Annotated in this window: 25 protein-coding genes, 1 tRNA gene and 1 other RNA gene; 13 read left to right on the forward strand and 14 right to left on the reverse strand. The window is 68.6% G+C overall.

The annotated features are described in order from the left end of the window. The first annotated feature begins 89 nt into the window (after positions 1-89). Positions 90-1,049: an alpha/beta fold hydrolase gene (locus B3Z70_RS07230; protein WP_292023169.1), complete on the forward strand. Its 960-nt coding sequence runs from the start codon at positions 90-92 to the stop codon at positions 1,047-1,049. Positions 1,050-1,258: 209 nt separating this feature from the next. Continuing rightward, positions 1,259-3,367 carry a transglycosylase domain-containing protein gene (locus B3Z70_RS07235; protein WP_292023171.1) on the forward strand — a complete coding sequence of 703 codons (2,109 nt, stop codon included), beginning with the start codon at positions 1,259-1,261 and terminating at the stop codon, positions 3,365-3,367. An 82-nt stretch (positions 3,368-3,449) separates the two neighbouring features. Here the strand turns inward: B3Z70_RS07235 and B3Z70_RS07240 are convergent, their stop codons facing one another. The 4 genes from B3Z70_RS07240 to B3Z70_RS07255 form a co-directional block, all read right to left on the reverse strand. Further along, positions 3,450-3,827, reverse strand: coding sequence for a lysozyme inhibitor LprI family protein (locus B3Z70_RS07240; RefSeq protein ID WP_292023173.1), 378 nt, complete (start codon positions 3,825-3,827; stop codon positions 3,450-3,452). Positions 3,828-3,912: 85 nt separating this feature from the next. Beyond that, positions 3,913-4,647, reverse strand: a complete 735-nt coding sequence (locus tag B3Z70_RS07245; protein ID WP_292023176.1) for a M48 family metallopeptidase — start codon at positions 4,645-4,647, stop codon at positions 3,913-3,915. Next, positions 4,613-5,893: a polyhydroxyalkanoate depolymerase gene (locus B3Z70_RS07250; RefSeq protein WP_292023183.1), complete on the reverse strand. Its 1,281-nt coding sequence runs from the start codon at positions 5,891-5,893 to the stop codon at positions 4,613-4,615. Before B3Z70_RS07250 ends, B3Z70_RS07245 begins: the two co-directional genes overlap by 35 nt. A 237-nt stretch (positions 5,894-6,130) precedes the next feature. Next, a complete protein-coding gene (locus B3Z70_RS07255; protein ID WP_292023178.1) occupies positions 6,131-6,754 on the reverse strand; it encodes an SCO family protein in 624 nt (207 codons plus the stop codon). A 44-nt stretch (positions 6,755-6,798) separates the two neighbouring features. Between B3Z70_RS07255 and B3Z70_RS07260 the strand changes: the two genes are divergently transcribed. Next, positions 6,799-8,280: an ActS/PrrB/RegB family redox-sensitive histidine kinase gene (locus B3Z70_RS07260; RefSeq protein ID WP_292045243.1), complete on the forward strand. Its 1,482-nt coding sequence runs from the start codon at positions 6,799-6,801 to the stop codon at positions 8,278-8,280. A 90-nt stretch (positions 8,281-8,370) separates the two neighbouring features. Then, positions 8,371-8,925, forward strand: coding sequence for an ActR/PrrA/RegA family redox response regulator transcription factor (locus B3Z70_RS07265; protein ID WP_248119338.1), 555 nt, complete (start codon positions 8,371-8,373; stop codon positions 8,923-8,925). A gap of 200 nt (positions 8,926-9,125) precedes the next feature. Here B3Z70_RS07265 and B3Z70_RS07270 read toward each other — a convergent pair whose 3' ends face one another. The 3 genes from B3Z70_RS07270 to ffs form a co-directional block, all read right to left on the reverse strand. Further along, a complete protein-coding gene (locus tag B3Z70_RS07270) occupies positions 9,126-10,967 on the reverse strand; it encodes a DNA polymerase III subunit gamma/tau (protein ID WP_292045246.1) in 1,842 nt (613 codons plus the stop codon). An 89-nt stretch (positions 10,968-11,056) separates the two neighbouring features. Further along, complete coding sequence (locus B3Z70_RS07275) at positions 11,057-11,434, reverse strand: hypothetical protein (protein WP_292022855.1); 378 nt, start codon at positions 11,432-11,434, stop codon at positions 11,057-11,059. A 182-nt stretch (positions 11,435-11,616) separates the two neighbouring features. Next, an RNA gene (gene ffs / locus B3Z70_RS07280) (signal recognition particle sRNA small type) lies at positions 11,617-11,710 on the reverse strand. A 48-nt stretch (positions 11,711-11,758) separates the two neighbouring features. Here ffs and nudC point away from each other — a divergent pair. Continuing rightward, a complete protein-coding gene (nudC, locus tag B3Z70_RS07285) occupies positions 11,759-12,679 on the forward strand; it encodes an NAD(+) diphosphatase (protein WP_292022857.1) in 921 nt (306 codons plus the stop codon). A 612-nt stretch (positions 12,680-13,291) separates the two neighbouring features. Here the strand turns inward: nudC and B3Z70_RS07290 are convergent. Next, a complete protein-coding gene (locus B3Z70_RS07290; protein WP_292022859.1) occupies positions 13,292-14,014 on the reverse strand; it encodes a 3-deoxy-manno-octulosonate cytidylyltransferase in 723 nt (240 codons plus the stop codon). A gap of 139 nt (positions 14,015-14,153) precedes the next feature. On the opposite strand from B3Z70_RS07290, the gene B3Z70_RS07295 reads away from it, so the two are divergent. Next, a complete protein-coding gene (locus B3Z70_RS07295) occupies positions 14,154-14,876 on the forward strand; it encodes a c-type cytochrome (RefSeq protein WP_292045248.1) in 723 nt (240 codons plus the stop codon). A 78-nt stretch (positions 14,877-14,954) separates the two neighbouring features. Here B3Z70_RS07295 and B3Z70_RS07300 read toward each other — a convergent pair whose 3' ends face one another. Further along, positions 14,955-15,569, reverse strand: a complete 615-nt coding sequence (locus B3Z70_RS07300) for a malonic semialdehyde reductase (RefSeq protein WP_292020019.1) — start codon at positions 15,567-15,569, stop codon at positions 14,955-14,957. A gap of 157 nt (positions 15,570-15,726) precedes the next feature. Here B3Z70_RS07300 and B3Z70_RS07305 point away from each other — a divergent pair, with 157 nt between their 5' ends. Next, positions 15,727-16,056: a YbaB/EbfC family nucleoid-associated protein gene (locus B3Z70_RS07305; RefSeq protein WP_292020017.1), complete on the forward strand. Its 330-nt coding sequence runs from the start codon at positions 15,727-15,729 to the stop codon at positions 16,054-16,056. After that, positions 16,056-16,658: a recombination mediator RecR gene (recR, locus tag B3Z70_RS07310; protein WP_292020015.1), complete on the forward strand. Its 603-nt coding sequence runs from the start codon at positions 16,056-16,058 to the stop codon at positions 16,656-16,658. Before B3Z70_RS07305 ends, recR begins: the two co-directional genes overlap by 1 nt. A 6-nt stretch (positions 16,659-16,664) precedes the next feature. On the opposite strand, the gene B3Z70_RS07315 is transcribed toward recR, so the two are convergent. Then, complete coding sequence (locus B3Z70_RS07315) at positions 16,665-17,021, reverse strand: hypothetical protein (protein WP_292045251.1); 357 nt, start codon at positions 17,019-17,021, stop codon at positions 16,665-16,667. Positions 17,022-17,162: 141 nt separating this feature from the next. Between B3Z70_RS07315 and B3Z70_RS07320 the strand changes: the two genes are divergently transcribed. The 5 genes from B3Z70_RS07320 to B3Z70_RS07340 all read left to right on the forward strand — a co-directional run bounded on the left by B3Z70_RS07320 (position 17,163) and on the right by B3Z70_RS07340 (position 20,787). After that, positions 17,163-18,380, forward strand: coding sequence for a DNA recombination protein RmuC (locus tag B3Z70_RS07320; RefSeq protein WP_292020011.1), 1,218 nt, complete (start codon positions 17,163-17,165; stop codon positions 18,378-18,380). Between the two features lie 91 nt (positions 18,381-18,471). Beyond that, entirely contained in the window at positions 18,472-18,915 is a 444-nt protein-coding gene (locus tag B3Z70_RS07325; RefSeq protein ID WP_292020009.1) for a hypothetical protein, read from the forward strand. Between the two features lie 3 nt (positions 18,916-18,918). Beyond that, positions 18,919-19,125, forward strand: a complete 207-nt coding sequence (locus B3Z70_RS07330; protein WP_292020007.1) for a helix-turn-helix transcriptional regulator — start codon at positions 18,919-18,921, stop codon at positions 19,123-19,125. Next, positions 19,122-19,772 (forward strand): hypothetical protein, encoded by a 651-nt coding sequence (locus B3Z70_RS07335; protein ID WP_292020005.1) that lies wholly within the window; start codon positions 19,122-19,124, stop codon positions 19,770-19,772. The genes B3Z70_RS07330 and B3Z70_RS07335 overlap by 4 nt, the downstream gene beginning before the upstream one ends. 43 nt (positions 19,773-19,815) lie before the next feature. Further along, positions 19,816-20,787 (forward strand): TraB/GumN family protein, encoded by a 972-nt coding sequence (locus B3Z70_RS07340; RefSeq protein ID WP_292045253.1) that lies wholly within the window; start codon positions 19,816-19,818, stop codon positions 20,785-20,787. A 51-nt stretch (positions 20,788-20,838) separates the two neighbouring features. Here B3Z70_RS07340 and B3Z70_RS07345 read toward each other — a convergent pair. From B3Z70_RS07345 to B3Z70_RS07360, 4 genes are all read right to left on the reverse strand, one after another. Then, positions 20,839-20,912, reverse strand: a tRNA-Gly gene (locus B3Z70_RS07345). A 39-nt stretch (positions 20,913-20,951) separates the two neighbouring features. Next, positions 20,952-21,947, reverse strand: a complete 996-nt coding sequence (locus B3Z70_RS07350; protein WP_292019993.1) for a bile acid:sodium symporter family protein — start codon at positions 21,945-21,947, stop codon at positions 20,952-20,954. 68 nt (positions 21,948-22,015) lie between these two features. Continuing rightward, positions 22,016-23,953, reverse strand: coding sequence for an acetate--CoA ligase (gene acs, locus B3Z70_RS07355; RefSeq protein ID WP_292045255.1), 1,938 nt, complete (start codon positions 23,951-23,953; stop codon positions 22,016-22,018). Between the two features lie 21 nt (positions 23,954-23,974). After that, positions 23,975-25,330, reverse strand: a complete 1,356-nt coding sequence (locus B3Z70_RS07360) for a DcaP family trimeric outer membrane transporter (protein WP_292019987.1) — start codon at positions 25,328-25,330, stop codon at positions 23,975-23,977. Between the last annotated feature and the right edge of the window lie 162 nt (positions 25,331-25,492).

The following is a 25,492-nucleotide window of genomic DNA, read 5'->3' on the forward strand; positions in this document are numbered from 1 at the left end:
GCTGCGTCTTCTGTCTCAGGCAACATGTAGAGTGCTTTACACAACAAAGTAAGAGCGCCATAAGGGGTGTCTCAAAGGGGAGCTACACCATGTCCGTCGCTGATCTTCTCGTCCGCGCCGCCGCTGCGGCCATCATCGTCGCCGCGCCTGCGGCATTCGCTCAGGACGGCCACGGAACCCATGCCGACCAGGGTCATGCGCACGGCGGCCCGCACGCCGCCTTCCAGTCCGACCGCATCCACGTCCGCGTCGATGGCGACGCCGGCGGCCGCGACATCATCCTTATCCCCGGCCTCAGCTCCTCGCCCGAAGTCTGGCAGGGGACGGTGGATCATCTGGGCGCCGGCTGGCGCGTCCACCGCATCCACGTCCAGGGCTTCGCCGGCGCCCCGGCCGAGGGCAACGCCCAGGGCGCGACGCCGTCGCCCGTCGCCGCGCCCGTGGCCGAAGAAATCGCCCGCTATATCCGCGAACAGGGTCTGACCAAGCCGATCGTCGTCGGCCATTCGATGGGCGGGACCATCGGCCTGATGCTGGCCGCGCGTCACCCCGACGCGGTGGGCAAGCTGATGGTCGTGGACATGGTGCCCTTCATGGGGGCGATGTTCGGCGCGCCGGGCGCCACGGCCGAAAGCGTCACCCCCGTCGCGGACCAGATCTGGGCCGCCCAGGCCAACAGCCCGCACGCCGCCTACGAAACCCATGCGACCGCGACGATCAACGGCATGATCAACACCGAAAGCCGCCGCGCCCAGGCGCTGGAAGACATGCGGAACAGCGATCAGAAGGTCTCGGCCGCCGCCTTCCGCGAACTGATCGTCACCGACCTGCGTCCCGAACTGTCGAAGATCGCCGCCCCGACCGAGGTGGTGTACGTCAAATTCAACGACCCGCGCATGACGCCCCAGATCACGGACGGCGTCTATCGGGCCTCGTTCGCCAATCTGAAGAACGTCCAGCTGAAGCGGATCGACGACAGCGCCCACTTCATCATGTTCGACCAGCCCCAGGCCTTCTACGCCGACCTGGACGCCTTCCTGGCCCAGTGAGGGTGACTGTGACCCATCCGGCGGCGAAACGGATCGTCGGCCTTTATCGGGACAAGGCCGACGACTGGATCCGGGCCCGGCGCGCCATTCTTTAGGCGAAATGGCCGCTCACGATCCCGTGAAGTCGCCGGGACCGTTTCGGCGGTCGTTCATACGCGATACACAGCCGTGAACGAAAACCCGCCCAGCGCGGCATCTGAAGGACGGACATGGCGGGACCAGTGAACGCGGGCGGACCACAGGCGCGGGGCAAGCCCCGCCGGTCCGCGTTGCAACGGCTGCTGTATTGGAGCGCGGTTCTGGCGGTGTGGGGGCTGATCTTCCTGGTCGTCTTCTTCGCCGTCTTCGCGCGCGGCCTGCCCGACACCTCCAGCCTGTATCGGGTCGATCGCCAGCCCTCGATCACCTATCTGGATCGCAACGGCGCCCTGATCGCGACGCGGGGCACCCAGATGGCCCCGCCCGCCGACCTGGACGCCCTGCCGGACTATGTGCCGGCGGCCTTCATCGCCATCGAGGACCGGCGCTTCTATCATCACCCCGGTTTCGATCCCATCGGCATGATGCGGGCCATGGCCACCAACGTCCGCGCCGGACGGGTGGTGCAGGGCGGTTCGACCCTGACGCAGCAACTGGCCAAGAACCTGTTCCTGACCCCCGACCAGAACCTGCGCCGCAAGGTGCAGGAGCTGATGCTGGCCGTCTGGCTTGAGATGAAATTCTCCAAGAAGGAGATCCTGGCCCTCTATCTGAACCGGGTCTATTTCGGCGCCGGCGCCTATGGGATCGAGGCGGCGTCGCAACGCTATTTCGACAAGTCGGCCAAGGATCTGACGGTCGGAGAGGCCGCGCTTCTGGCGGGCCTGCTGAAGGCCCCCTCGCGCTATTCGCCGGTGTCCGAGAGCGAGCGCGCCGCCGCCCGCGCCACCGTCGTGTTGAACGAAATGGAGGAGGCGGGCGTCATCACCGCCGCCCAGCGCGAACAGGCCGTGACCCAGCCGGTCATCGTCTCGCGGACGCTTGCGACCCAGCACGCCCAGTATTTCATCGACTGGCTGGACAAGTCGATCCGCGGCCTGGTCGGCGAACCGACCGAGGACATGGTGGTCGAGACCACCTTGGACCTGACGCTGCAGACGGCCGCCGAACGGTCGGTGCGCCGCATCCTGGACCGCGACGCCGGCAAGGGCGTGCAGCAGGCGGCCCTGGTCGCCCTGGACGGCGACGGCCGGGTGCGGGCCATGATCGGCGGCTCCTCCTATGCCGACAGCCAGTTCAACCGCGCCGTCGATGCGCGCCGTCAGGCCGGTTCGTCGTGGAAGCCCTTCGTCTATCTGGCGGCGATGGAGGCGGGCTTCACGCCCCAGACCCCGGTGGTCGATCAGCCGATCACCATCGGCGCCTGGTCGCCCCGCAACTATTCCGGCACCTTCAGCGGTCCGATGACCATCGCCCAGGCGGTGGCCCAGTCGACCAATACGGTGGCCGCCTCGGTCGCCGATCAGGTGGGGCGCGACAGCGTGGCCCGCGCCGCGCGCCGCCTGGGCATAGAGAGCCGCATCGGCCTGGAGCCGGCCATGGCGCTCGGCGCCGTCGAGGTGTCGCCGCTTGAGATGGCCACCGCCTATGACGCCTTCGCCAACGGCGGGCGCAGGGTCGAGGCCTACGGCATCAGCCGTATCCGCACGCCCCAGGGCCGCGTCATCTATCAGCGCGAGAGCGGCCAGAGCGGCCAGGCGATCAACAATCCGCCGCTCTATTACATGAACCAGATGCTGCGGGGCGTGGTGACGGGCGGTTCGGGCCGGTCGGCGGCCATCGCCGGCCGCGATCTGGCGGGCAAGACCGGCACCACCTCGGACTACAAGGACGCCTGGTTCGTCGGCTACACCGGCGGCTTCGTCGCCGCCGTCTGGGTGGGCAAGGACGACAACACCCCCATGCGCGGCGTGACCGGCGGCTCCTCGCCCGCCGCCATCTGGAAGGGCTTCATGGAGGCGGCCCTGCCGCGCCTGAACGCCCCCGCCATCCCCAACGGCCCCGCCATGCCCGAGGGCTGGGTCGCGCCCGATCCGGTCGGCGACCTGATGAGCGGCCTGGATCAGGGCGGCGTCCTGGTCGATCCGGTCGATCCCGACCAGGGCGAACCCTATGTGGACCAGCCCGGCGCCGTCGTTCAGCCGATACAGCCCAAACAGCCCGCGCCCCAGCAGCCGACCAAGCCTTCCGGCCCGCCGCCCGGCTATCGCGATCCGCCGAACCAGCAGCCCGAGGGACGGCCTCAGCCCGAGCGCAAGGGCGACGCCCTGTTCTTCTGATCGCGCCGACCACGGCCGGATAAAAAGGAAGGGAGGCGGCCCTGCGGCCGCCTCCCTTTTTCACGTTCGGTCCATGCCGGCCTCAGCGCGGGCAGGACAGATCGCCCTCCTGGCATTGGCTCAGGGTCCGCAACTGCTGGGTCCGCTCGGTCGTCAGGCGCGCCAGGCAGGTGGAATGCACCATCGGATAGGCGGACCCGCCCTGGACGCCCGACGCCTCGAACCGGCACTGCTGATCGCGGAAGCTGATCCAGGTGCGCTGGGCGTTGCGCAGCAGGGTGCGGCTGGGCGTCGACAGCCGGTTCATGGTGGCGGTGTATTGGGTGTTCAGACTGCGGTCGGCCCGCTGCAGATCCTGGGCGGCGTTGGCGTTCATCGTCGCCTGCGACTGGGCGCTGGCGGAAGAGGCGGCGGCGACGGCGAGGCCGAGGGCGACCGACAGCGTGATCATCGTTTTCATGGGGCGTTCCTGATTGGGTTGGCGGGCATGAAACGCACCGGGCCGCAGGAGTTTCCGCCGCAAACGCAATCCGGCGACGCTATCCCTATCGCCCCACCGCGTGCAGCGCGCCGCCGTAATCCCTCAACCACTTTCGCCACGGCCTGTGATCCCCGACCAGCCGTTCGACCACCGACCAATAGGCCGGGCTGTGGTCGGCGTGGACCAGATGGGCGACCTCGTGGGCGGCCAGATAGTCGATCACCGGCGGCGGGGCCATGACGACCCGCCAGGAATAGCGGATGGTGCGGTTGTGCGGGCTGCACGAGCCCCAGCGCGACCGGGTGTCGGCGATGGTCACCTTGACCGGCGCCTGGCCTAGCGTCCGCAGATGATGGTCGGTGCGTTCCAGCAGCGTGTCGCGCGCCTCGCGCTTCAGCAGGTTCTCGACCCGGCGCGCATAGGCCTCGCCCTCGCCGCCCGAGCGGATCACCGTTCCTTCTTCGACCAGCCGCGCTGCGCCCGCGCCGGGCACGGCCTCCAGCCGCACGGGCCGCCCCCGCAGCGAAATGACCTGGCCCGGCTCCAGCGGCCGGCCCTTGGGCCGCACCGCCAGCCGTTCGCTGATCCAGACCGCCTTGGATCGAGCGAAGGCGACCGCCTGGCTCAGGCCGCGCTCGCTGGGGGCGATCACCACCGCCTCGCCCGCCCGCGCGTCGATCCGCACCGACAGGCGTCGGGCGCGCGGATTGACGGACAGTCTCAGGGTCGGGCCGGAACCTTCGCTCCCGCCGGCCCCGCTTTCGTCAAGCGGCAGCCGCTGACCGTTGCGGTACGCCACCGACAGCCTCGTTCTGGGCGATGAAATCGCGGACGCGGGGATAGATTTCGTCGCGGAAGCGACGGCCGTTGAACACGCCGTAGTGGCCCACGCCCGGCTGGACGTAGAGGACGCGCCGATCCTCGGGCACGTTCGGACACAGGCCGTGCGCGGCCTGGGTCTGGCCGACGCCGGAGATGTCGTCCTTCTCGCCCTCGACCGTCATCAGGCCGATGTCGGTGATCCGGGTCAGATCGACCTTGCGCCCGCGATGCTCCAACAGGCCCCGCGCCAGCAGGTGCTGCTGGAAGACGATGTCGATGGTCTGGAGATAGAACTCCTCGGTCAGGTCCAGCACCGACAGATATTCGTCGTAGAACTCCTCGTGCTTCTCCACCCCGTCGCCGTCGCCGGCGATCAGGCTGTTGAAATAGCTCCAATGCGCGTCGCGGTGACGATCCTCGTTCATCGACATGAAGCTGTAGAGCTGGACGAAGCCCGGATAGACCCGCCGCCCGAAGCCCGCATAGGGCAGGGGCACGGTGTGGATCATGTTCGACTTGAACCAGGTGAACGGCTTTTCCTCGGCCAGCTGGTTGGTCACGGTCGGCGACAGGCGCGCGTCGATGGGCGAGCCCATGAAGGTCATGGACAGGGGCCGGTTCTCGTCGCCGTCCTCGGCCATCACCGCGCCGGCGGCCAGAACCGGCGGGCCGGGCTGGCACACGCCGACGACGTGGGCGCGTCCGCCGATCTCGGCCAGCATCAGGCGGATGTGGTCGATATAGTCGAAGAAGTCGAACCGCCCCTCCAGCACCGGAACCTGACGGGCGTTGATCCAGTCGGTGACATAGACGTCGTGGTCCTGAAGAAAGGCCTCGACCGTGCCGCGCAGCAGGGTGGCGTAGTGGCCCGACAGCGGGGCGACGATCAGGACGGCGGGCCCGGCGGCGGGCTTCCTGGCCCGTTTCAGATCGCCGATGTTGCGCGCGAACCGGACCAGGCGGCACCACGGGCTCTGCCAGATCACCTGTTCGGTGGTGCGCACGGTCTTGCCGCCGATCTCCAGCGTCTCCAGCTTCCACGCCGGCTTGCCGTAGCGCCGCGTCACGCTCTCGAACAGTTCGGCCGAGGCGTAGGCCGTGCGCCCGATGGCGGTGTCGGCCGCCGGGTTCAGCGGCGAGGTCCAAAAGCTGCGGGCCATCTGCGCCCCGATGCGGAAGGGCAGGGCCGACTGATAGGCGAGTTCGTGAAAGGCGTAGAGCATGACGATCCGTGACGGCTGAACGCCGTTTGTGCAGGGCAACATATAACGCCGCACCCTGCAAAAGGATTATGAGGCTGCGGAACAGCCCTTAGTCGGATGCCTTGCACGACACCCGTCATCCTAGGCCTTGTGCCTAGGATCCATAGACTCGGACGCGACCGTTGATCGACAGGCGCCGGCCGCCAAACCTAGACACCGGGCGTATGGATCCCAGGCACAAGGCCTGGGATGACGAGCTCACCCCCGCGCCATCGCGTCCTCGATGATCCGGGTCGTCTTGTCCGGCCCCATCCCATAGGCGACGGCGGTGCGGAACCGGCCGTCCGGTCCCATCAGATAGACGGTCAGGGAGTGGTTCATCGTATAGGTCTCGCCCTCGCCCACCTTCTGATAGAAGGCGCGGTAGGCCTTGGCCGCCGTCGCCACCTGTTCGGGCGTGCCCGTCAGGCCGATGGTCCCCTTGGGAAAGCCGTCCGACGACAGATAGTCCTTCAGCATCTGGGGCGTGTCGCGCTGCGGGTCGATGCTGACGAAGACGATCTGCAGGTTCTGGGCCTTGTCGCCCAGCCGCTGCTGCACGGCGGCCAGTTCGGCCAGGGTCGTGGGGCAGAACTCGGGGCAATAGGTGAAGCCGAAGAAGACCAGGCTCCATTTGCCGTTCAGCATCGTCTGATCGACCGTGCGGCCGTTCTGGTCCACCAGCTGGAAGTCGCCGCCGATCAGTGGCTGGCCGGTCGATGTGGTCTCCGCGCCGTTCGTCGGCGCGCCGCGCCCGCTGACCACGACCACGGTGATGATGGCCAGCGCCGCCGCCACGGCGATGCAGGCGCCGGCGAACAGCAGGACGGAACGACGCGGCATGACGACCTCTCACGAAATGGTTCTGGTCGGTCTATAGAAGTCGCGTGACCTCGACAGAAGCCCGCATTGCGCCGCATGGCGCGCCATCGCCCCATGCCTTGCCGTCCGATCCGCTGGACGGCTGGCGCGACGCGCCGCGACGGGGCCGGGGTTTTTCGCTCAGAACGCTGATCGTGCTGCGCTGGCTGACCATCCTGGGTCAGAGCGCGGCGATCCTGACCGCGCACCAGGTGTTGCACTTCCCCCTGCCGCTGTGGCCCTGCCTGATCGTGATCGCCATCAGCGCGGCGGTGAACGTGGGCGCCATGGCGCGTGTGCGCCGCCTGGAGGCCAGCCTGCCCGACGGCCGCCAGACCGCGATCCATCTGGGCTTCGACATCTTCCAGCTGGGCGTGCTGCTGGCCCTGACCGGCGGGCTGGAGAACCCCTTCTGCCTGTTGCTGGTCGCGCCCGTGACCATTGCGGCGGCGGCCCTGCCGGCGCGCCAGGCCCTGGTGCTGGGCGTGCTGGCCCTGGTGGCGGTCGGCATCCTGTTCTTCTGGTCCGAGCCGCTGCCGTGGCGCCCCTACGAGGATTTCCACCTGCCGCTGCTCTACCGGCTGGGCATGGCCATGGCCCTGGTGACGGGGGTGGTCTTCACCGCCGGCTACGCCTGGCGGGTGGCGGCCGATGCGGAAAAGCTGGAGCTGGCCCTGGCCACGACCCAGGACGTGCTGCAACGCGAACAGCGGCTGGCGGCGCTGGGCGGTCTGGCGGCGGCGGCGGCGCATGAACTGGGCACGCCCCTGGCCACCATCCAGGTCGTGGCCAAGGAGCTGCAGCGCGCCTCGGCCCCCGACAGCGACGCGGCCGAGGACGCCGCCCTGATCCTGCAACAGGCCGAACGCTGCCGGGGCATACTGACCCAGCTGTCGCAACAGCCCGAGGGCGACGACGCCCTCTACGCCGACGTGTCGCTGAAGGCCCTGCTGGAAGAGGTGGTGGAGCCGCACCGGGGCTTCGACCTGGCGTTCGACGTCCTGGTCAAGACCCCGCCCGGCCAGCCCGCCCCGCGCGTGCGTCGCCTGCCCGAGGTGATCCACGGCCTGTCCACCCTGGTCGAGAACGCCGCCGATTTCGCCGCCGCCACCGTGCGGGTCCAGGCGGTGGTCGACGCCGGCTGGATCGAGATCGACATCCTGGACGACGGGCCGGGCTTCTCCGGCGACATCCTGCCGCGTTTGGGCGAGCCCTATGTGACCAGCCGGCCCCAGGGCAAGGCGCGCCAGGCCCTGGCCGCCCAGATCGCCGCCGCCGCCCGGCCGTCCAAACGCCGCGCGACCGTCGACGCCCCCATCGCCCCCAGCCAGGGCGGCATGGGCCTGGGCTTCTTCATCGCCCGCACCCTTCTGGAACGCACCGGCGGATCGGTCAGCGTGGGCCAGGGCCTGCCTCAGCCGGGCGCCGCGCCCGAGGCCAAGGTGGTCCCGCGCGGCGCGCGCGTCGCCGTGCGCTGGGCCCGGCCCGCCCTGGAAGTCGCGGCGTGACCCCGCTGGGTCGAAGCGTCGCAGGCGGAACCTTGACCTTGACCCGCGCGCTACCGCTCCCGACTTGAAGGGGCAGGAGAAACCAAGACAATGTCCGAACTCGAAACCCGCATCGCCGCCCTGCCCGACAAGTCCCTGTTGCTGCTGGACGACGACCAGGCCCTGCGCACCCGCATGGGACGGGCGCTGGAGGCGCGCGGCTTTCAGGTGACGACCGCCGAATCCGTCGCCGAGGCGACCCAGGCCCTGCGCGACAAGGCCCCCGCCTTCGCCGTGCTGGACATGCGGCTGGAGGACGGCAACGGGCTGAAGATCGTCGAGGCGGTGCGCGAAAAGCGCCAGGACGCCCGCATCGTCATGCTGACCGGCTACGGCGCCATCGCCACGGCGGTCGCGGCGGTCAAGGCCGGCGCCGTCGACTATCTGTCCAAGCCCGCCGACGCCGACGACGTGGTCAAGGCCCTCCTGGCCACCGGCGAGGCGCCCGAACCGCCCGAAAACCCCATGAGCGCCGACCGCGTCCGCTGGGAGCATATCCAGCGCGTCTACGAGCTGTGCGACCACAACGTCTCGGAAACCGCCCGGCGCCTGGGCATGCACCGCCGCACCCTGCAACGCATCCTGGCCAAACGCGCGCCGCGGTAGGGGCGGGGCGCCATTCGGTTGATCAGCTTTCCGGCTCGTCATTCCGGGGCTGAGCGTGGCGAAGAACCCGGAAGCCAGGGCCACACGCGGGCTGTTAGAACCCTTCGACGCGCGATGACGCCTCCTGGGTTCCGGGTTCGTCCTTCGGACGCCCCCGGAATGACGACTATCGACCGGCTATCGACTTGACCGAAACGACCTCAGTCCTCGTCGTCGTCCTCGGACGCATCGGGGATTTCCGGGGTGACGACGGTGGGGGCGATGGTGCGGATCTCGCCCAGCTTGGCGCCGGGGAAGGCCAGCATGACGGCTTGGACGAACGGATTGGCCTCGACCTCGGCCCGCGCTGTGGCGCGTTCCTTCTTCTGCAGTTCGATGACCGTCTCGGCGCCGCCCTGGCCGTTGGCGGCGATCAGCCAGGTGCGGCCGGTCCATTCGCGCAGGCGGGCGGCCAGTTTGCGCGCCAGTTCGACCGGCGCGCCCTGCACGCTCTCATAGACGATGGCGCCGGGCTTGAACGAGACCGGCTTGACGAACCGCTCCACGTCCATCTGCAACCCGACCTCGCGCTTCTGTCCGATCAGCGCGACCACCTGTTCGAAGCTCTGCGGATCGGGCAGGGCCGGGGCCATGACCGGCCGCGCCGCCAGCTGCGCCGAGCTTCCGCCGCCGCCGCCTCCGCCGCCGCCGCGCGGGCCGGCGCCCCCGCCCAGCGGTTCGCCGGACTGCAACCGCTTCAGCGCCTCTTCCGGTCCGGGCAGGTCGGCCGCGTAGGCCAGGCGCACGATGGCCATTTCCACCGCATCGGCCGGATTGGGCGCGCGCCGCACCTCGTCCAGCGCCTTCAGCAGCATCTGCCAGGTGCGAGACAGGGTCGCCGCCGGAATGGCCGCGCCCAGGGCCGCCAACTTCTGCGCCTGATCATTGGGCAGGCGGGTGGCGTTCGGACCCAGCATCTTGGCGACGGACGCCGCGTGGCAATGCTCCAAGAGGTCGTTGGTCACCTGCACCGGATCGGCGCCGAAGCCATACAGGGTGCGGAACGTCTCCAGCGCCTCGGGCGTGCGGCCGGCCATGACGCTTTCGAACAGGGCGATGGTCTGGGTCCGGTCGGCCAGCCCCAGCATGTCGCGCACCGTGTCGGTCTTGACCATCTGGCCGCGCTCGGCCTGGACCAGGGCCTGATCCAGCAGCGACAGGCCGTCGCGCACCGACCCCTCGGCCGCGCGCGAGATCAGGGCCAGGGCGTCGGCCTCGATCTTCATGCCTTCGCGGTCGGCGATCCGGCCCAGGTGTTCGACCAGGATTTCCGGCTCGACCCGACGCAGGTCGAACCGCTGGCACCGGCTCAGGATCGTCACCGGCACCTTGCGGATCTCGGTGGTGGCGAAGATGAATTTGGCGTGGGGCGGCGGCTCCTCCAGCGTCTTCAGCAGGGCGTTGAACGCCTGCGTCGACAGCATATGCACCTCGTCCAGCACATAGACCTTGTAGCGCGCCTCGACCGGCGCATAGCGGACGCTTTCCAGGATGTCGCGGATGTCGTTGACGCCGGTGTGCGACGCCGCGTCCATCTCCATCACGTCCATGTGCTGGCCGGCCATGATGGCCGCGTCGTGCCGACCGTGGGCGGTCAGGGCCAGCGACGGCTTGTCGATGCTGTCGGTTTCGTTGTTCAGCGCTCGCGCCAACAGACGCGCGGTCGTCGTCTTGCCGACCCCCCGCACCCCGGTCAGCATGAAGGCGTGGGCGATCCGCCCCGTGGCGAAGGCGTTGGTCAGGGTGCGAACCATCGCCTCCTGCCCGATCAGATCCTCGAAGGTGCGCGGCCGATATTTGCGCGCCAGCACCTGATAGGCGGCGGCGCCGTCGACATGGGCCTCGACCTCGGACGGAGCCGGCTTGGCCGCGACAGGCGCAGCAACGGCCGCCGCGACCGGCTCAGCGGGCGCGCCGAACATGTCGTCGGTGTTCTCGTCGCGCTCCACGACCTCGTCCTCATCCCAGGGCGGGCCGTCCATGTTGGTGTCGCTGTCCGTCATGGATGAAGTCTTACAGCGGCAAGGGGGCGGGGCGAAGCCAGCCGCTCATTAAAAAAAATGAAGCCGATCTGCGTCGATCAAGGGAGAGCCTAAATCGGCGTGTTCCTTAATCGTATGCGCGAATACCCTCGCATCGACAGATCCCGCATGATCATTTCAACGTCCCGATAACGCGCGGCCTTATCCGCCCGCACATAGATCGGATGTTCGACGTCAACGCCGAGGGCATAAAGGCTTCGGCCAATCTCGATCCTTGAATCCAGAAGCGCTTGCCCGCCAGACCAGGTGGCGACTTCGACCGTTCCGTCCGCGTTAAGGCCAATCTCAGCCGCGTCGGATGGCGAAATGCCGAAGTCGCACCCCATCCCAGGGGGCATGCGAATCTCAGTCAGCAGCGGGCGCGGCTCCGTCGGCGCCGATCCACAGGCGCACAGGGGCAGCATCGCAATGAGCCACAGCCACTTCATATAACGACAGTCTCATAGTCAGCCGTTGCCGACAATGACCGAGATGGCGGGATAGCCGCCGCGCGGCGAGCGTTCGCGCAAACACACGCTCAAGCAGCGAGCGACCGCGTCGCGCGCGTTAGCGCAAAAACGCGCTCAAGCAGCGAGCGACCGCGTCGCGAGCGTTAGCGCAAAAAAGAATGAAGGGTGGAGACCGCGACCCGAAGGGGAATTCGTTGTGGCTGCTGCCTTCCGGCCCTGACCAGATTGGCGAAGCCTTCGCCCGCGATCTCCGATTGGGGATATGACGGGTGCGACGGTTGGAATCAAGAGCTACAAGGACGCATGGCCCATCAGAACATCTTCGCCGGCAATCCGCTCGACCGGGCCGGCGATCTCAGGAACGACCCCGACTGGCTGGCCGAACAGGCGGACAAGCCCTACGCCCAGGCCCTGGTGCTGTGGGAGGGGCGGCCGCTGATCGAGGAGACGGATCAGGGGCCGCGTCTGGTCTGGCTGTCGATGAAACACGCGCGGACCCTGGTGCGCGACCGCGAGGTCTTTCTGGGCCTGTGGAAGGACGAGCCGGTCTTCGCCATCGAGTTCGAGGGCTCCATCGACCCCGCCGACGGGCCGGTCGGGGGCTTAGGCGTCTTTCACGACATGCGCTCGGCCGCCGCCCTGTTGCCGGCGTCGGATGCGGCCATGGCGGGCGGGGCGAAAAGCCTGTTCGACTGGCGGCGCAAACACGGCTTCTGCGCCAACTGCGGCGCCCTGTGCGAGACGGCCTCGGGCGGCTGGAAACGGCGCTGCCCGGCCTGCGGGACCGAGCATTTCCCCCGCGTCGATCCCGTCACCATCATGCTGCCGATCTACACCGGCGGGGCCGAGCCGATCTGCCTTTTGGGGCGTCAGGCGGCCTGGGCGCCGGGGCGGATGTCGGCGCTGGCCGGCTTTCTGGAGCCGGGCGAATCGATCGAGGAGGCCTGCGCCCGCGAGGTGAAGGAGGAGGCGGGGTTGACCGTGGTCGCGGCGACCTACCACTCCAGCCAGCCCTGGCCCTTTCCGTCCCAGCTGATGATCGGCCTCTTGGCCCAGGTGTCCGACGATCAGGCCCGGCCCGACCAGACCGAGCTGGAATCGGTCGCCTGGCTGACGCGCGCCGAGGCCCGGGCGGTGCTGGCCGGGGACCATCCGACCATCAGCGCGCCCCCGCCCTTCGCCATCGCCCACAGCCTTATCCAGGCCTGGGTCGAGGAAAAATAGGCTTCGATCGTCTCCCTCCCCGTATCGGGGAGGGTGGTCGCGCAGCGACCGGGTGGGGGCGGCCGACGGGGCCGCACCTGCTTGAGGGGGGCAGGTTGGGCCGTCGCCCTGCCGCCCCCACCCGACCTCGCTCCGCTCGGCCACCCTCCCCGCCGGGGGAGGGAGAAACACCGTCCCCATCCTAATTTCGAAAACGAACCCACGCCGTTTCAAAGGCTTGCGGCCTCGCATCGACCCTTTGCCATACAGGGGTTCGATCCGGCCTATAATCGCCGCCGGGTCTTTGACATCGTGATGGCGCACCAGGATCGCCGACTTGGACAGTCCAAGTCGGTTTTCGAAAATTCGCCAGCAATAACAATGGCCGAAAGCTAGAGTTGGACTCGTTGGACTGTTTTTTTCAAAGTCCAACAACCGCCGCTAAGGCTAATCGACATTCAACTTCAAATCGTCATTTCGGGGCGTCCGAAGGACGAACCCGGAACCCGGGGGCGCGCGTCCGGCGTCGGATGCGTTCAGCGGCGCGACCTTAGCCCTGGGTTCCGGGTTCTTCGCTTCGCTCAGCCCCGGAATGACGATCTGATAATCCGATTGACTGAATGTCGATTGAACCTAGACCAGCGCCCGCGCCGCCTCCAGGTCCGCCGGATTGTCGACCGACAGGGGGGCTTCGTCGATGACGGCGGCCCAGATCTGCATCCCCATCTCCAGGGCGCGCAGCTGCTCCAGCTTTTCGCGCTTTTCCAGCGGCGACTGGGGCGCGGCGCAGAAGCGGTTCAGGGCCTCGCGGCGATAACCATAGACGCCGATATGGCGCCACACCGGCGCATCGCCATACAGGGTGGAGCGGGTGAAATACAGGGCGCGGCCCTGACGCTCGCCCTCGCCCAACGCCAGCACCGCCTTGACCACGTCGGGGTTGGCGCGGTCGGACGCCTCGGCTTCGGCGGCGACCAGGGTGGCGATGTCGCAGGTCGGCTCGCCGTGCAGGATGGCCGCGCAGGCGGTGGCCAGGCCGGGGCTGGCGAACGGCATGTCGCCCTGGACGTTGATCACCGCGTCAAAATCGCCTTCGGGGTCGATGGCGTCCACGGCGGCGCGGATGCGGTCCGATCCGCTGGGCAGGGCCGGGTCGGTCAGAATGGCGCGCCCGCCCTCGGCCTCGATCGCCTCGACGATCTCGGGATCGCCGGCCGCGACCGCGACCGGCAGGCCCGAGGCCTCGGCCTGGCGATAGGCGCGCACGATCATGGGCACGCCGCCGATCAGGGCCAGCGGCTTGTTCGGCAAACGGGTCGCCGCCATGCGAGCGGGTATCATTATCAAAGGATTCATCGGCTTCCCTGGCGCCTTGCGGGGCCGGCGCCTGCCGGGCCGGTTGCGAAGGTCGCGCTAGCGTGCCAGACAGCCCAAGGCAAGACTATGACCGGGCGGTTCAACGGCCTGGAAGCGGCAGAGGGGAGCGACGGGGCGCATGAGCGGCGATCTGAAGTGGAACAAGATTTTCGGCGCGGCCCTGGGGACGGCCTTCGTCATCCTGGTGGTCCAGCAGGCCTCGGGCCTGGTCTATCATTCCGCGCCGCCGGAAAAGATGGGCTATTTCGTCGATGCGCCGGAAGAGGCCGCAGGCGGTGAAGCGCCCGAACTGGCGCCGGACTGGGGCACGGTCCTGCCGGCCGCCGATCTCGCCGCCGGCGAGGCCGCCTTCGCGCGCTGCCAGGCCTGTCACGACGCGCATCAGGGCGGCGCCGACAAGATCGGTCCGAACCTGTGGGGCGTGGTCGGCGGTCCGGTCGAACACCGCCCAGGCTTCGCCTATTCCGACGCCATGACCAAGCACAAGGGCGAGGCGCCGACCTGGGGCTACGACCAGATCAACAGCTTCATCACCGCGCCCGCCAAATATGTGCCGGGCACCAAGATGTCCTTCGCCGGCATCCGGGATACGCAGACGCGCATCAATCTGATCGCCTGGCTGCGGACCCAAGGGTCGGGCGGCTTCGCCATTCCCGCCCCCGATCCCTCGCGTCAGCCCGGCGCCGCCGCGCCCGCCGCCGGCGCCGAAGCCCCCGTGACCGAAGGCGCCGCCGCGACCGAGCCGACCGGCGCGACGCCTGCCGAGGGCGCGCCCGCTGCGACCCAGGCCACGCCCGCGGCCCCGCCCGCCGCCGCCAGCCCGGCCCCGGCCAACCACTGATCGCGAAAGCGACGCCAGGACGACAAAGGGCGGCCCCTGCGGGCCGCCCTTCTTCGTTTCCCGAGACGAATCGCCGCCTCAGAGAATCTGCGCCGCCTCCTCGAACGACAGGCGCGGCGAGCGGGGGAAGAGGTTCTCGTCCGAGCCATAGCCCAGGTTGAGGATGTAGTTCGGCTCGACGTTGCTGTCGGGGAAGAACTCGGCCTTGACCCCCGCCGGGTCGAAGCCGGACATCGGCCCGACGTCTAGGCCCAGGGCGCGGGCGGCGATGGTCAGATAGCCGCCTTGCAGCGAGGCGTTGCGGAAGGCGGTCTCCCGACGGCCGGCCTCGTCGGCGAACCAAGCGCTAGCGCCCGGCGCATGGGGGAACAGGGCGTCCAGATGGTCGTGGAAATCCATGTCCTGGCCGATGATCAGGGTGACGGGCGCCTGGCGCGTCTTCTCGCGATTGCCCTCGCTCATCAGCGGGATCAGGCGCGCCTTGGCCTCGGGCGAGGTGACGAAGACGAAGCGGGCGGGCGAGCCGTTGACCGCCGTCGGGCCGAACTTGGTCAGCTCGTACAGCCGGCGCAGCAGGTCCGGCGCGACGGGGCGGTCGGTCCAGCCGTTGCGCGTCCGCGCCTCGGTGAACAGTTGCGACAGGGCGGCGTCCGACAGCGGGGCGTCGCGTGAAGTGGTGGCGTCGTAGGCCATGGAATGCCTTCCTGATTAGAATAGCAACTAATGTGGGTGCTATTTAAGTCGGATCGGAGCGGTCGCAAGCGCGAATGCGGCGCCTCAACGTTTCCGATTCTGCGATCCGCCGCCGAAACCCCTGTCGCGCCGGCCGTCTTCGCCCTATCTAGGAGCCATGAAAGATCTGACCCAACTGATGCAGCAGGCTCAGGCGATGCAGCAAAAGCTGCAGGACGCCCAGGCCAAGATGGCCGAAACCGCCGCCGACGGCTCCTCGGGCGGCGGTCTGGTGTCCGTGTCCCTTAAGGGGCCGGGCGAGATCACCGCCATCAGGATCGACGACAGCCTGCTGACGCCGGGCGAAGGCGACATCCTGGCCGATCTGATCGTCGCCGCCCATGCCGACGCCAAGCGCAAACTGGACGAACAGAACAACGCCCTGATGCGCGAGGCCGCGGGCCCCATGGCCGGGATGAACATTCCCGGAATGCCGAAACTGTTCTGATGGCCGCTTCCGCCGGGCCGGAGATCGAACGGCTCATCTCGCTTCTGGCCAAGCTGCCGGGCCTGGGGCCGCGCTCCGCCCGGCGTGCGGCCCTGGCGCTGCTGAAGCGGCGCGAGCAGCTGCTGGTCCCGCTGGCGGCGTCTCTGGCCGAGACGGCGGAGAAGGTGGTGTCCTGTTCGGTGTGCGGCGCGCCCGACACCCGCGACCCCTGCGCCATCTGTTCGGACGGCGCCCGCGACAACGGCCTGATCTGTGTGGTCGAGGAGGCGGGCGCCCTATGGGCGATGGAGCGGTCCGGCGCCTTTCGTGGCAAATATCACGTGCTGGGCGGCCTGTTGTCCGCGCTGGACGGGGTGGGGCCGGAGCATCTGCGGATCACCGAACTGGTCGGGAGGGTGAGGGGCGGCGGCGTTCGAGAGGTCGTGCTGGCCCTTCCGGCCACCGTCGATGGCCAAACCACGGCCCACTATGTGGCCGAGCGCATCGCCGGCCCGGAGGTGGAGGTCACCTCCCTGGCGCGCGGGGTGCCGGTCGGGGGCGAACTGGACTGGCTGGACGACGGCACCATCGTCCAGGCCCTGAAGGCCCGCCGCCCGACCTGATCGGCCTTAGTGCGAAGGCTGGGTCGGGGCGTTGACGTTGGGCGCCTCGCCGGTCGGAACGGATTGGGCGCGGCCCGTGGAATCGGTCGGGGCGTCGGCGGCGGGCGGCGTCTGGCTGTCGCCGTCGAAGGCGCGGGCGTCCGCCGCCTGTTCGCCGGTGGTCGGGTTCTGGGAATCGAAGGCGCCGTTCGACACGAACCAGAAGCCCAGCAGCAGCACCGCCGCCGCCAGGGTGGATGCGACCAGCAGCACCAGGATGCGCGGGTTCTTCTTGCCTGCCCGGACGTATTCGGCGTCGACCGGCTGGCCTTGATGAACGGCGTCGGCGGCCTTGTCGTGGCGGGCGGGTTCTTGCGGGTTCATGGGGATCCTCCTCCGATTTCAATCAAACCAACGTGATGCGAACGGCTACGTTCCTGACCGCGACGTCCGGCCGCCGATCCGCCGGCGCGGGCGAGAGCGCCGCCGCTTCTCATCGCCGGCGACTCTCGCTAGGAACGGAGCATGAACATGATCGTCGTCGTTCTCGCCCTCGTCGCCGCCGCCTTTGCGGGCGGCTTCCTGTGGGCCTTCATGGGCTGGCAGAGGACGCGCGGCGAACTGGCGGCGGCCGAGGCGCGGGTGGAGGCGGTCGAGGACAGCCGCGTCACCATGGCCGAACTGCTCAAGGCCCAGGCCGCCCAGTCGGCCCAGGTCGTCGCCGACCAGATGGTCAGCCGCGCCACCGAGACCTTCCGCGCCCAGGACCTGCTGGCCCGCGAACGGATGGCCGCCCAGCTGAAACCCGTCTCCGACACCCTGACCAGGTTCCAGGAGCATGTCGCCGCGCTGGAAAAGACCCGCTCGGAAGAGACGGGGGGCTTGCGCGAACAACTGGCGGCCCTGATGGCGGCTTCGTCCGCCACGCGCGACGAGGCGCGCAAACTGACCGAGGCCCTGCGCGGCAACACCGGGCGGCGGGGCCGCTGGGGCGAACAAACCTGCCGCAATGTGCTGGAGGCCGCCGGCATGGCCGGGCGGTTCGACTTCACCGAACAGACCTCCAGCGCCGACGACGAGGGGCGCCAGAACCGACCCGACTTCATCGTGCGCCTGCCCGGCGGGGGCATGTTCGTGATCGACGCCAAGGTGCCCCTGGCCTTCGAGGACGACGACGGCGACGAGGAGGCGCGCGCCCGCTCCGTCGGTTTGCGCACCGCCGCCAGCCTGAAGACCCACGTCCGCCAGCTGTCATCCAAGGCCTATCAGGACCAGTTCAAGCCCAGCCCGGACTTCGTGGTCCTGTTCGTGCCCGGCGACAGCTTCCTGGCCACGGCGCTGGACCATGCGCCGGACCTGCTGTCCGATGCGATGGAATCGCGCGTCGTCATCGCCACCCCCTCGACCCTGTTCGCCCTGTGCAAGGCCGTGGCCTATGGCTGGCGGGCGGAGGAACAGGCCGCCAACGCCGACAAGGTCGCCGCCCTGGGGCGCGAGCTTTACAAGCGGCTGTCCGTCATGGGCGGCCACGCCTCGGCCGTCGGTCGGGCGCTGGATCAGGCGGTCGGCAAATACAATCAGTTCGTCGGCTCGCTGGAGAGCCAGGTCATGGTCTCGGCCAGACGGTTCGAGGACCTGCAGGTCGACCACGAGGGCAAGACCCTGCCCGATCTGACGCCGGTCGAGACCGCGCCGCGCGTCCTGAGCCGTCCCGAGCTGATCGCCGCCTCGCCCAACGACTGATCCGCCGTCCATTGCTGGAAAGGGTGTTTGACATCGCGAAAGGCTGATGTAAAAGACGCTTGTCTAAGCATTCAGCCAGCGGCGAGCCTTCATGAAATCCGTCAAACCCCTCGGCGCGGCCGGTCTCGTCGGCATGATCGTCGTGCTGTTCATCCTGGGGCTGATCGGCGGGATCGGCTCGGCCTTCCTGTCGGATCGACCGGGCGTCGGCGGCCTGGTCGGATCGGGCGTCTTTCTCGTCGCCGTCATGACTGCCGTTCTTGTCGTTACGATCTGGTGGTTGCGCCGCCTCGACGAGGCCGCCCGCGAGGCGCACAAATGGGCCTGGTATTGGGGCGGCAGCGCGGGGATGGCCGTGGGCCTCGCGCTCGTGTTGACCGTGACGACCCGCAATGTCGACCTCGGCCGGTTCGTGACGGCAGACGCCAGCCCCGGCGACCTGATCGTGGGCGGAATGATGAGCATCCTGCTGTTCCAGCTGGCCGGCTACACCCTGGCCTGGGGCTGGTGGTGGCTGGCGCGGATGCGGGGCTGAACCATGAACAACCGTCTCAAGGTCCTGCGCGCCGAGCGTGACTGGAGCCAGGCGCAGCTGGCCGAACAGCTGGGCGTATCGCGCCAGACCGTAAATGCGCTGGAAACCGGTCGTTACGACCCGTCCCTGCCGCTGGCCTTCAAGATCGCCCGCGTCTTCGGCCAACCCATCGAATCCATCTTTTCGGACGCGCAGGAGCCGGCGAAATGAAGTCTGTGTCCCTTTCTCCGTCGTCGTGGCCCCGCTGGGTGCGCGCCCTGGCCTTTGGCGCCCTGTTCGGGATGGTCGGATACGGCGTCGGCGGCTGGTTGGCCAAGGTCGCGCCAGGCGGGTTGGGCCTGACGGGCAAGGCCATACGCTGGTCGGACGCGCTGGCCCTGGTGGTCGGGGCCGCCCTGGTCCTGGGGTCGCTTTGGGCGCTTTACGTCAGCCTGGACGCCAGGCGGCTGGGCCGGATGTATGATCTGGAAGGCGACGCCTCGGCCGAAGAGACGGCGGTCGCGCGGTTCCAGGCGGCGGTCATGGGCTTCTCCGGCGTCCTCCTGGCCTTGCCGATCGGGTTCAGCCTGGCGGGCGTCAGTCCCGTGCTGGGCGTCGGGGCGCTGGCCCTGCTGGTGGCGCTGCACACGGTGATGAATGTGCGCGTCTATCGCCAGGCGGACGAACTGCTGCGCCGCGTGGTGATGGAGACCGCCGCCGTCACCTTCTTCGCGGGTCAACTGGTGCTGTTCCTGTGGGCCGCCGCCGAGCGTCTGGGCGCCGCGCCCGCGATCACCGCCTGGGACATCTATGCGGTGCTGATGACCCTTTATCTGGCCGCCTCCCTCTGGATCAGCGTCCGGCGCGGCCTGGCCTGACCCCCTCCTTTTCATTCCTGTTCCGACCTCTGGAGAGACGCTTATGACCTTCGCCGCCCGCCTTCGATCCTCCGTCTCCACCCTTGCCCGCGGCGCCGTCGGCGTGGCCGGGGGGCTGGCCCTGTTCGCCGCCATCGCCGGCGCGCCGGCCGACGCCCTTGCCCAGGCCCAGCCGGCCGCGCCCGCCGCCGCCCCGGCGCCGATCCAGGGCCAGGGGCCGGCCTTGTGGGTGATCAAGGACGCCGATTCCACCCTTTATCTGTTCGGCTCGGTCCATGTGCTGCGCCCGACCACGGGCTGGGCCAGTCCGCGCGTCCAGGCCGCCTTCGACAGCGCCTCGGACATCTGGTTCGAGATCAGCAATCCCGACGACCAAGCGGCCATTGTGCCGCTGATGCAGCAATACGGCCTATCGCCGACCTATCGAAACGCAACGGCGTTGACGACTGGCGAACTGACGTTGTTCGGCAATGCCGCTCAAAGCGTCGGCTCGGACGCTGTCAGAATGGACAACTATCGGCCGTGGCTGGCGGCCCTGACCCTGTCGGTCGCCCCGCTGGTCAAGGCGGGCTACGATCCCAAGTCGGGCGTGGAACTGGTGCTGAAGGCGCGCGCCGAAGCGGCCGGCAAGCCGATCCACGGCTTCGAGACCATCGACAAGCAGATCGGCATCCTGGCCGGCCTGCCCGACGACGTGCAACTGGTCTTTCTGCGCGAGACGCTGAAGGACTACGAGAACGCGGCGACCAAGCTGGACGAAATGGTCTCGGCCTGGGCCAGGGGCGACGTGGACGTCCTTAGCCGCGTGATGGTCCAGGAGATGAAGGACGCCTCGCCGGCCCTGTACCAGTCCATTCTGGTGGACCGGAACACCGACTGGGCGAACCAGATCCAGACGATGCTGCAGGGCTCCGGCGCCGCCTTCATCGCCGTGGGCGCCGGGCACCTGGCGGGCGACGACAGCGTCCAGGCCATCTTGGCCAAGCGCGGCGTCACGGTCGAAGCGGTGGAGTGAGGCCAGAGGCCGGGCGGCGCGTCGACCGGATCGGCGGCGCGTCGCGGCGGCTGGAGCGGGCAGCGGGAATCGAACCCGCACGAAAAGCTTGGGAAGCTTTCAGGCTACCACTACATCATGCCCGCGATGGCCTGAGGGCGGTCTAGCCCAAGGCCGGGCATGGCTCAAGGGTGGATGGGGCCGGCCGCGCGCGCCGCATTCTCTCGCGCATAGCGCTGGGCGATGATGGTGCAGGCGAACAGCTGGATCTGGTGGAACAGCATGATCGGCAGGACGATCAGCGGGACCGAGGCGCTGGCGAACAGAATGCCGGCCATCGGAATGCCGGTGGCCATGCTCTTTTTCGAGCCGCAGAACAGGATCACGATCCGGTCGGGGCGGTCGAACCGCAGCGCCCGGCCGATGAACAGCGTCAGGCTCAGAACAATGGCCAGCAGCATGACGTTCAGGCCGATCACCTTGGCCAGGTCCATCGGCGCGACCTGGGACCAGACGCCGGCGACCACCCCCTCGCTGAAGGCGGCGTAAACGATCAGCAGGATCGAGCCGCGATCCACCAGGCCGGTCAGTTTGGCGTGGCGGCCCAGCCAGTCCTTCAGCAGCGGCCGGCAAAGCTGGCCCACCGCGAACGGCGCCAGGATCTGCAGACCGATGTCGAGGATGGACTGCAGATGGATGCCTCCACCGGCGCCGCCGATCAGCAGGGCCACCAGCAGCGGCGTCACGATCACCCCCAGCAGGTTCGACAGGCTGGCGCCGGTCAGGGCGCCCGCGACATTGCCGCCGGCGATGGAGGTGAAGGCGATGGACGACTGCACCGTGGACGGCAGCAGACACAGATACAGCATCCCCGTCAGCAGGTCGGGCTGAAGCGATCCCCGCATCAAAAAGACCAGCCCCAGCCCCAGCAGCGGGAACAGCAGGAAGGTCGACAGGAAGACCGTGCCCTGCAGCCGCCAGTGCAGCAGGCCCGCGCCGATGGCCGCCGGCGACATCCGCGCGCCATACAGGAAGAACAGCAGGGCGATGGCGGCCTTGACCACCCAGTCCATGACCACGGCGGCCTGTCCGCTGGCGGGTAGAAGCGCCGCCAGGACCACCATGCCGATCAGGGCCAGCAGATAGTTGTCGATCGGCAGGCGGGACAGGAAACGGCGCATGGGCAAGGCTCGATAGGCGTCAGGATCGCCCCTGATAGGCCTCTATGCCCCTGCGTTGAAACCCCGCGTCACGCCCCGGCGCGGTTCTTGACCAGATCGTCCACCACCGACGGATCGGCCAGGGTGGAGGTGTCGCCCAGCGCGCCGATCTCGTTTTCGGCGATCTTGCGCAGGATGCGCCGCATGATCTTGCCCGACCGGGTCTTGGGCAGGCCCGGCGCCCACTGGATCACGTCGGGTGCGGCGATGGGGCCGATCTCCTGACGGACTTGGGCGATCAGGGCCTTGCGCAGCGCCTCGGTCGGCTCGACCCCCTTGTTCAGGGTGACATAGGCGTAGATGCCCTGGCCCTTGATGTCGTGGGGGAAGCCGACCACCGCCGCCTCGGCGACATCGTCGTGCAGCACCAGGGCGCTTTCGACCTCTGCGGTGCCCATCCGGTGGCCCGAGACGTTGATGACGTCGTCCACCCGCCCGGTGATCCAGTAATAGCCGTCCGCGTCCCGACGGCAGCCGTCGCCGGTGAAATACCGGCCCGGATAGGTCGAGAAATAGGTGTCGAAGAAGCGCTGGTCGTCACCATAGACGGTGCGCATCTGGCCCGGCCAGCTGTCGGTGATGCACAGATTGCCGGACACGGCGCCCTCCATCGGCTGACCCTCGGCGTCCACGATCTCAAGCTCGACGCCCGGCAAGGGCAGGGTGGCCGATCCGGGCTTCAGGTCCGTGGCGCCGGGCAGGGGGGTGATCAGATGGCCGCCCGTCTCGGTCTGCCACCAGGTGTCGACGATGGGGCAGCGGCCGTCGCCGACCACCTCGTGATACCAGCGCCAGGCTTCCGGGTTGATCGGCTCGCCCACCGTGCCGAGCAGCCGCAGCGAGGCGCGCGAGGACGCCTTGACCGGCGCGTCGCCCTCTCGCATCAGGGCGCGAAGGGCCGTGGGGGCGGTGTAGAAGATCTCGACCTTGTGCTTGTCCACCACCTGCCAGAACCGGCCGGCGTCGGGATAGTTGGGCACCCCCTCGAACATCAGGGTCGTCGCCGCGTTCGCCAGCGGCCCATAGACCATATAGGAATGGCCCGTGACCCAGCCCACGTCGGCGGTGCACCAGAAGACCTCGCCGGGGCGATAGTCGAAGACGATCTCGTGCGTCCAGGCGGCCCAGAACAGATAGCCGCCCGTGGTGTGCAGCACGCCCTTGGGCTTACCCGTCGAACCCGAGGTGTAGAGGATGAACAGCGGGTCCTCCGCGTTCATCGGCTCGGGCGGGCAGTCGGCGCCGACCTTGGCGGCCTCCAGCCCATAGTCGAAGTCGCGGCCCTCGGTCATCGGCACATCGCGGTCGGTGCGACGCACGACCAGGACGGTGTCGACCTTCACCTTCTTCAGCGCCTCGTCGACATTGGCCTTCAGCGGCACGTGCTTGCCGCCGCGCAGGCCCTCGTCGGCGGTGATGACCAGGTTGGAGCCGCAGTCCTCGATCCGGCCGCACAGGCTGTCGGGCGAAAAGCCGCCGAACACCACCGAATGGATCGCGCCGATCCGCGCGCAGGCCAGCATGGCGTAGGCGGCCTCGGGGATCATCGGCAGATAAAGGGTGATGCGGTCGCCCTTCTTGGCCCCATGCGCCTTCAGCACATTGGCCATGCGGCACACCTCGGCGTGCAGTTCGCCATAGGTGATGCGGCGGCTGTCGGCGGGATCGTCGCCTTCCCAGATGATCGCCGTCTCGTCCTTGCGGTGGGGCAGGTGGCGGTCGATGCAGTTGGCCGAGACGTTCAGCACCCCGTCCTCGAACCAGCGGATGCGGAAGTCTTCCTTCCTGAACGAGACGTCCTTGATTTTTGTCGGCGGGGTGATCCAGTCCAGCCGCCGGGCCTGTTCGGCCCAGAAGGCCTCGGGGGTCTCGCGCGCCGCGACCCGTGCGGCCTCATAGGCCTGCCGGTTCATATGGGCCTTGGCGGCCCAGTCGGCGGGGACGGGATAGAGGTCGAGATCAGGCACGAAAGGCGTCTCCGGGGGAAATCAGAATCCGTATTTGGCGAACAGGATCAGACGGGTCATGTCGCCGCTGGCGCCGGTCTCGATCTCGCGATCCGCGAACATCAGCTCGGCCCCCACATCAAACGCCGTAACCGGCGACCAGATCAAGTTGGCGTGGAGGCTCTGGGCCGATCGGTTGGCGGACAGGCCGGTGAAGGCGACATCGTTGTCCACCTTCTGCGCCGACCAGATCAGGCTGGAGCGCCAGCCGGGCGCCCAGACGTGGCGATAGGCGGCGAAGCCGGCGACCACGCCGATGGCGTCCAGATCGCCCGAGGCGTTCAGCACCGCGTCGTTGGAGAAGTTCAGCCCCACATAGCGGCCGATGCCCTCGCCGCCGGTCACCATCAGGCGCAGATCGTCCTTCGATCCGACCTTGATCTTGGTCGAGGCCGACAGACCCCAGCCGGTCGCGGTGGAATCGATGCTGGTCGCCGGGTTCTGATACTTCAGCTGGCGCAGCAGGCCGGCGACCTGGACATCGCCCCAGGGCCGCGACACCGCATAGCGGGCGGTGAAGTCCGGCAGGCTGTTGTCGTCGGCGACGATGCGCGCGCCGCCGCCGAACGGGGTCACGGTCGTCTCGGGGTTCTCGACCGAGACCGAGAAGGGACCGCGCGTGTAGCGGACCTGGACCTGACGGGCGAAGACCGTGCCCTCGGCCGCGCCGATGAAATCGGCGGATTCGGGCAGGACGGCGGTGTTCTGGAAGTTGGTCCACTCCTGGCCGATCAGCCAGTTGTCGATGGTGACGAAGGCGCGGCGCAGGGCCGGGTTGGCCGGGCTGGTGGTGCGTTGATCGCCGGCGCCGGGCAGGGTCTGGAAGTCCATCTCCATCCGCGTGCCGATCTTGTGGCCGCCCACCATGCCGTCGGTGGTCAGCCAGAAGCGGGTCTGGCGGGCGTTGAAGTCGGTCGCCGTATCTTCCTTGGAGCCGCCGATGGGGATGGAGCCGGGAATGTGGAACTCGCGCAGGGCGTCGCCATTGACCGGATCGCCGCCGGAATAGCGGCTGGCGTAGGCGTCCACCTTGACGAAGCCGCCGAACTTGACCGTGTGGTCGCCGATGCGGAAGCCCTCGCCGGGCGACGCCGGCGCCGCAGCCTGCTGGACCGGGGCGTGCGCGGCCGGGCGGGTCTCCAGGCGAATGATGTCCTGGGCCTGGGCGGCCTGTTGGGTGCGGGCGGCGACGACCTCGCCCTTCAGGGCGTTCAGCTCGGCCTCTAGTTGGGCGATGCGGGCCTCCAGCGCCGCCTGGCTGGACTGGGCCGAGGCCATGCCGGGCGCGGCCAACAGGGCGACGACGGCGGCGCCCGCGAAAAGGGTGGTCCTGGTCATGCTGATATCCTCCGCGCCCGTCTCCGCAGGCGTCCCTGATCCCAGCTTTCCGCCTATGTCCTCGCCAGACCATTGGCCATTGGTCTAGTTTCGACCAAAGTCGAACGGCGCCATGGTGGCGACGACGCGGCCGATCAGACGCCGCGCAGGGGAAGGACGCCC

Origin of the sequence: Brevundimonas sp. UBA6550, from assembly GCF_002434505.1 — a bacterium.
Taxonomy (GTDB): Bacteria; Pseudomonadota; Alphaproteobacteria; order Caulobacterales; family Caulobacteraceae; genus Brevundimonas.

What these genes read in the sequence shown, in the direction of transcription:
- B3Z70_RS07230 (WP_292023169.1), top strand. Translation starts at nt 90, where the DNA reads ATGTCCGTCGCTGATCTTCTCGTCCGCGCCGCCGCTGCGGCCATCATC.
- B3Z70_RS07235 (WP_292023171.1), top strand. Translation starts at nt 1,259, where the DNA reads ATGGCGGGACCAGTGAACGCGGGCGGACCACAGGCGCGGGGCAAGCCC.
- B3Z70_RS07240 (WP_292023173.1), bottom strand. Translation starts at nt 3,827, where the DNA reads ATGAAAACGATGATCACGCTGTCGGTCGCCCTCGGCCTCGCCGTCGCC.
- B3Z70_RS07250 (WP_292023183.1), bottom strand. Translation starts at nt 5,893, where the DNA reads ATGCTCTACGCCTTTCACGAACTCGCCTATCAGTCGGCCCTGCCCTTC.
- B3Z70_RS07255 (WP_292023178.1), bottom strand. Translation starts at nt 6,754, where the DNA reads ATGCCGCGTCGTTCCGTCCTGCTGTTCGCCGGCGCCTGCATCGCCGTG.
- B3Z70_RS07265 (WP_248119338.1), top strand. Translation starts at nt 8,371, where the DNA reads ATGTCCGAACTCGAAACCCGCATCGCCGCCCTGCCCGACAAGTCCCTG.
- B3Z70_RS07270 (WP_292045246.1), bottom strand. Translation starts at nt 10,967, where the DNA reads ATGACGGACAGCGACACCAACATGGACGGCCCGCCCTGGGATGAGGAC.
- B3Z70_RS07275 (WP_292022855.1), bottom strand. Translation starts at nt 11,434, where the DNA reads ATGAAGTGGCTGTGGCTCATTGCGATGCTGCCCCTGTGCGCCTGTGGA.
- nudC (WP_292022857.1), top strand. Translation starts at nt 11,759, where the DNA reads ATGGCCCATCAGAACATCTTCGCCGGCAATCCGCTCGACCGGGCCGGC.
- B3Z70_RS07290 (WP_292022859.1), bottom strand. Translation starts at nt 14,014, where the DNA reads ATGAATCCTTTGATAATGATACCCGCTCGCATGGCGGCGACCCGTTTG.
- B3Z70_RS07295 (WP_292045248.1), top strand. Translation starts at nt 14,154, where the DNA reads ATGAGCGGCGATCTGAAGTGGAACAAGATTTTCGGCGCGGCCCTGGGG.
- B3Z70_RS07300 (WP_292020019.1), bottom strand. Translation starts at nt 15,569, where the DNA reads ATGGCCTACGACGCCACCACTTCACGCGACGCCCCGCTGTCGGACGCC.
- B3Z70_RS07305 (WP_292020017.1), top strand. Translation starts at nt 15,727, where the DNA reads ATGAAAGATCTGACCCAACTGATGCAGCAGGCTCAGGCGATGCAGCAA.
- recR (WP_292020015.1), top strand. Translation starts at nt 16,056, where the DNA reads ATGGCCGCTTCCGCCGGGCCGGAGATCGAACGGCTCATCTCGCTTCTG.
- B3Z70_RS07315 (WP_292045251.1), bottom strand. Translation starts at nt 17,021, where the DNA reads ATGAACCCGCAAGAACCCGCCCGCCACGACAAGGCCGCCGACGCCGTT.
- B3Z70_RS07320 (WP_292020011.1), top strand. Translation starts at nt 17,163, where the DNA reads ATGAACATGATCGTCGTCGTTCTCGCCCTCGTCGCCGCCGCCTTTGCG.
- B3Z70_RS07325 (WP_292020009.1), top strand. Translation starts at nt 18,472, where the DNA reads ATGAAATCCGTCAAACCCCTCGGCGCGGCCGGTCTCGTCGGCATGATC.
- B3Z70_RS07330 (WP_292020007.1), top strand. Translation starts at nt 18,919, where the DNA reads ATGAACAACCGTCTCAAGGTCCTGCGCGCCGAGCGTGACTGGAGCCAG.
- B3Z70_RS07335 (WP_292020005.1), top strand. Translation starts at nt 19,122, where the DNA reads ATGAAGTCTGTGTCCCTTTCTCCGTCGTCGTGGCCCCGCTGGGTGCGC.
- B3Z70_RS07340 (WP_292045253.1), top strand. Translation starts at nt 19,816, where the DNA reads ATGACCTTCGCCGCCCGCCTTCGATCCTCCGTCTCCACCCTTGCCCGC.
- B3Z70_RS07350 (WP_292019993.1), bottom strand. Translation starts at nt 21,947, where the DNA reads ATGCGCCGTTTCCTGTCCCGCCTGCCGATCGACAACTATCTGCTGGCC.
- B3Z70_RS07360 (WP_292019987.1), bottom strand. Translation starts at nt 25,330, where the DNA reads ATGACCAGGACCACCCTTTTCGCGGGCGCCGCCGTCGTCGCCCTGTTG.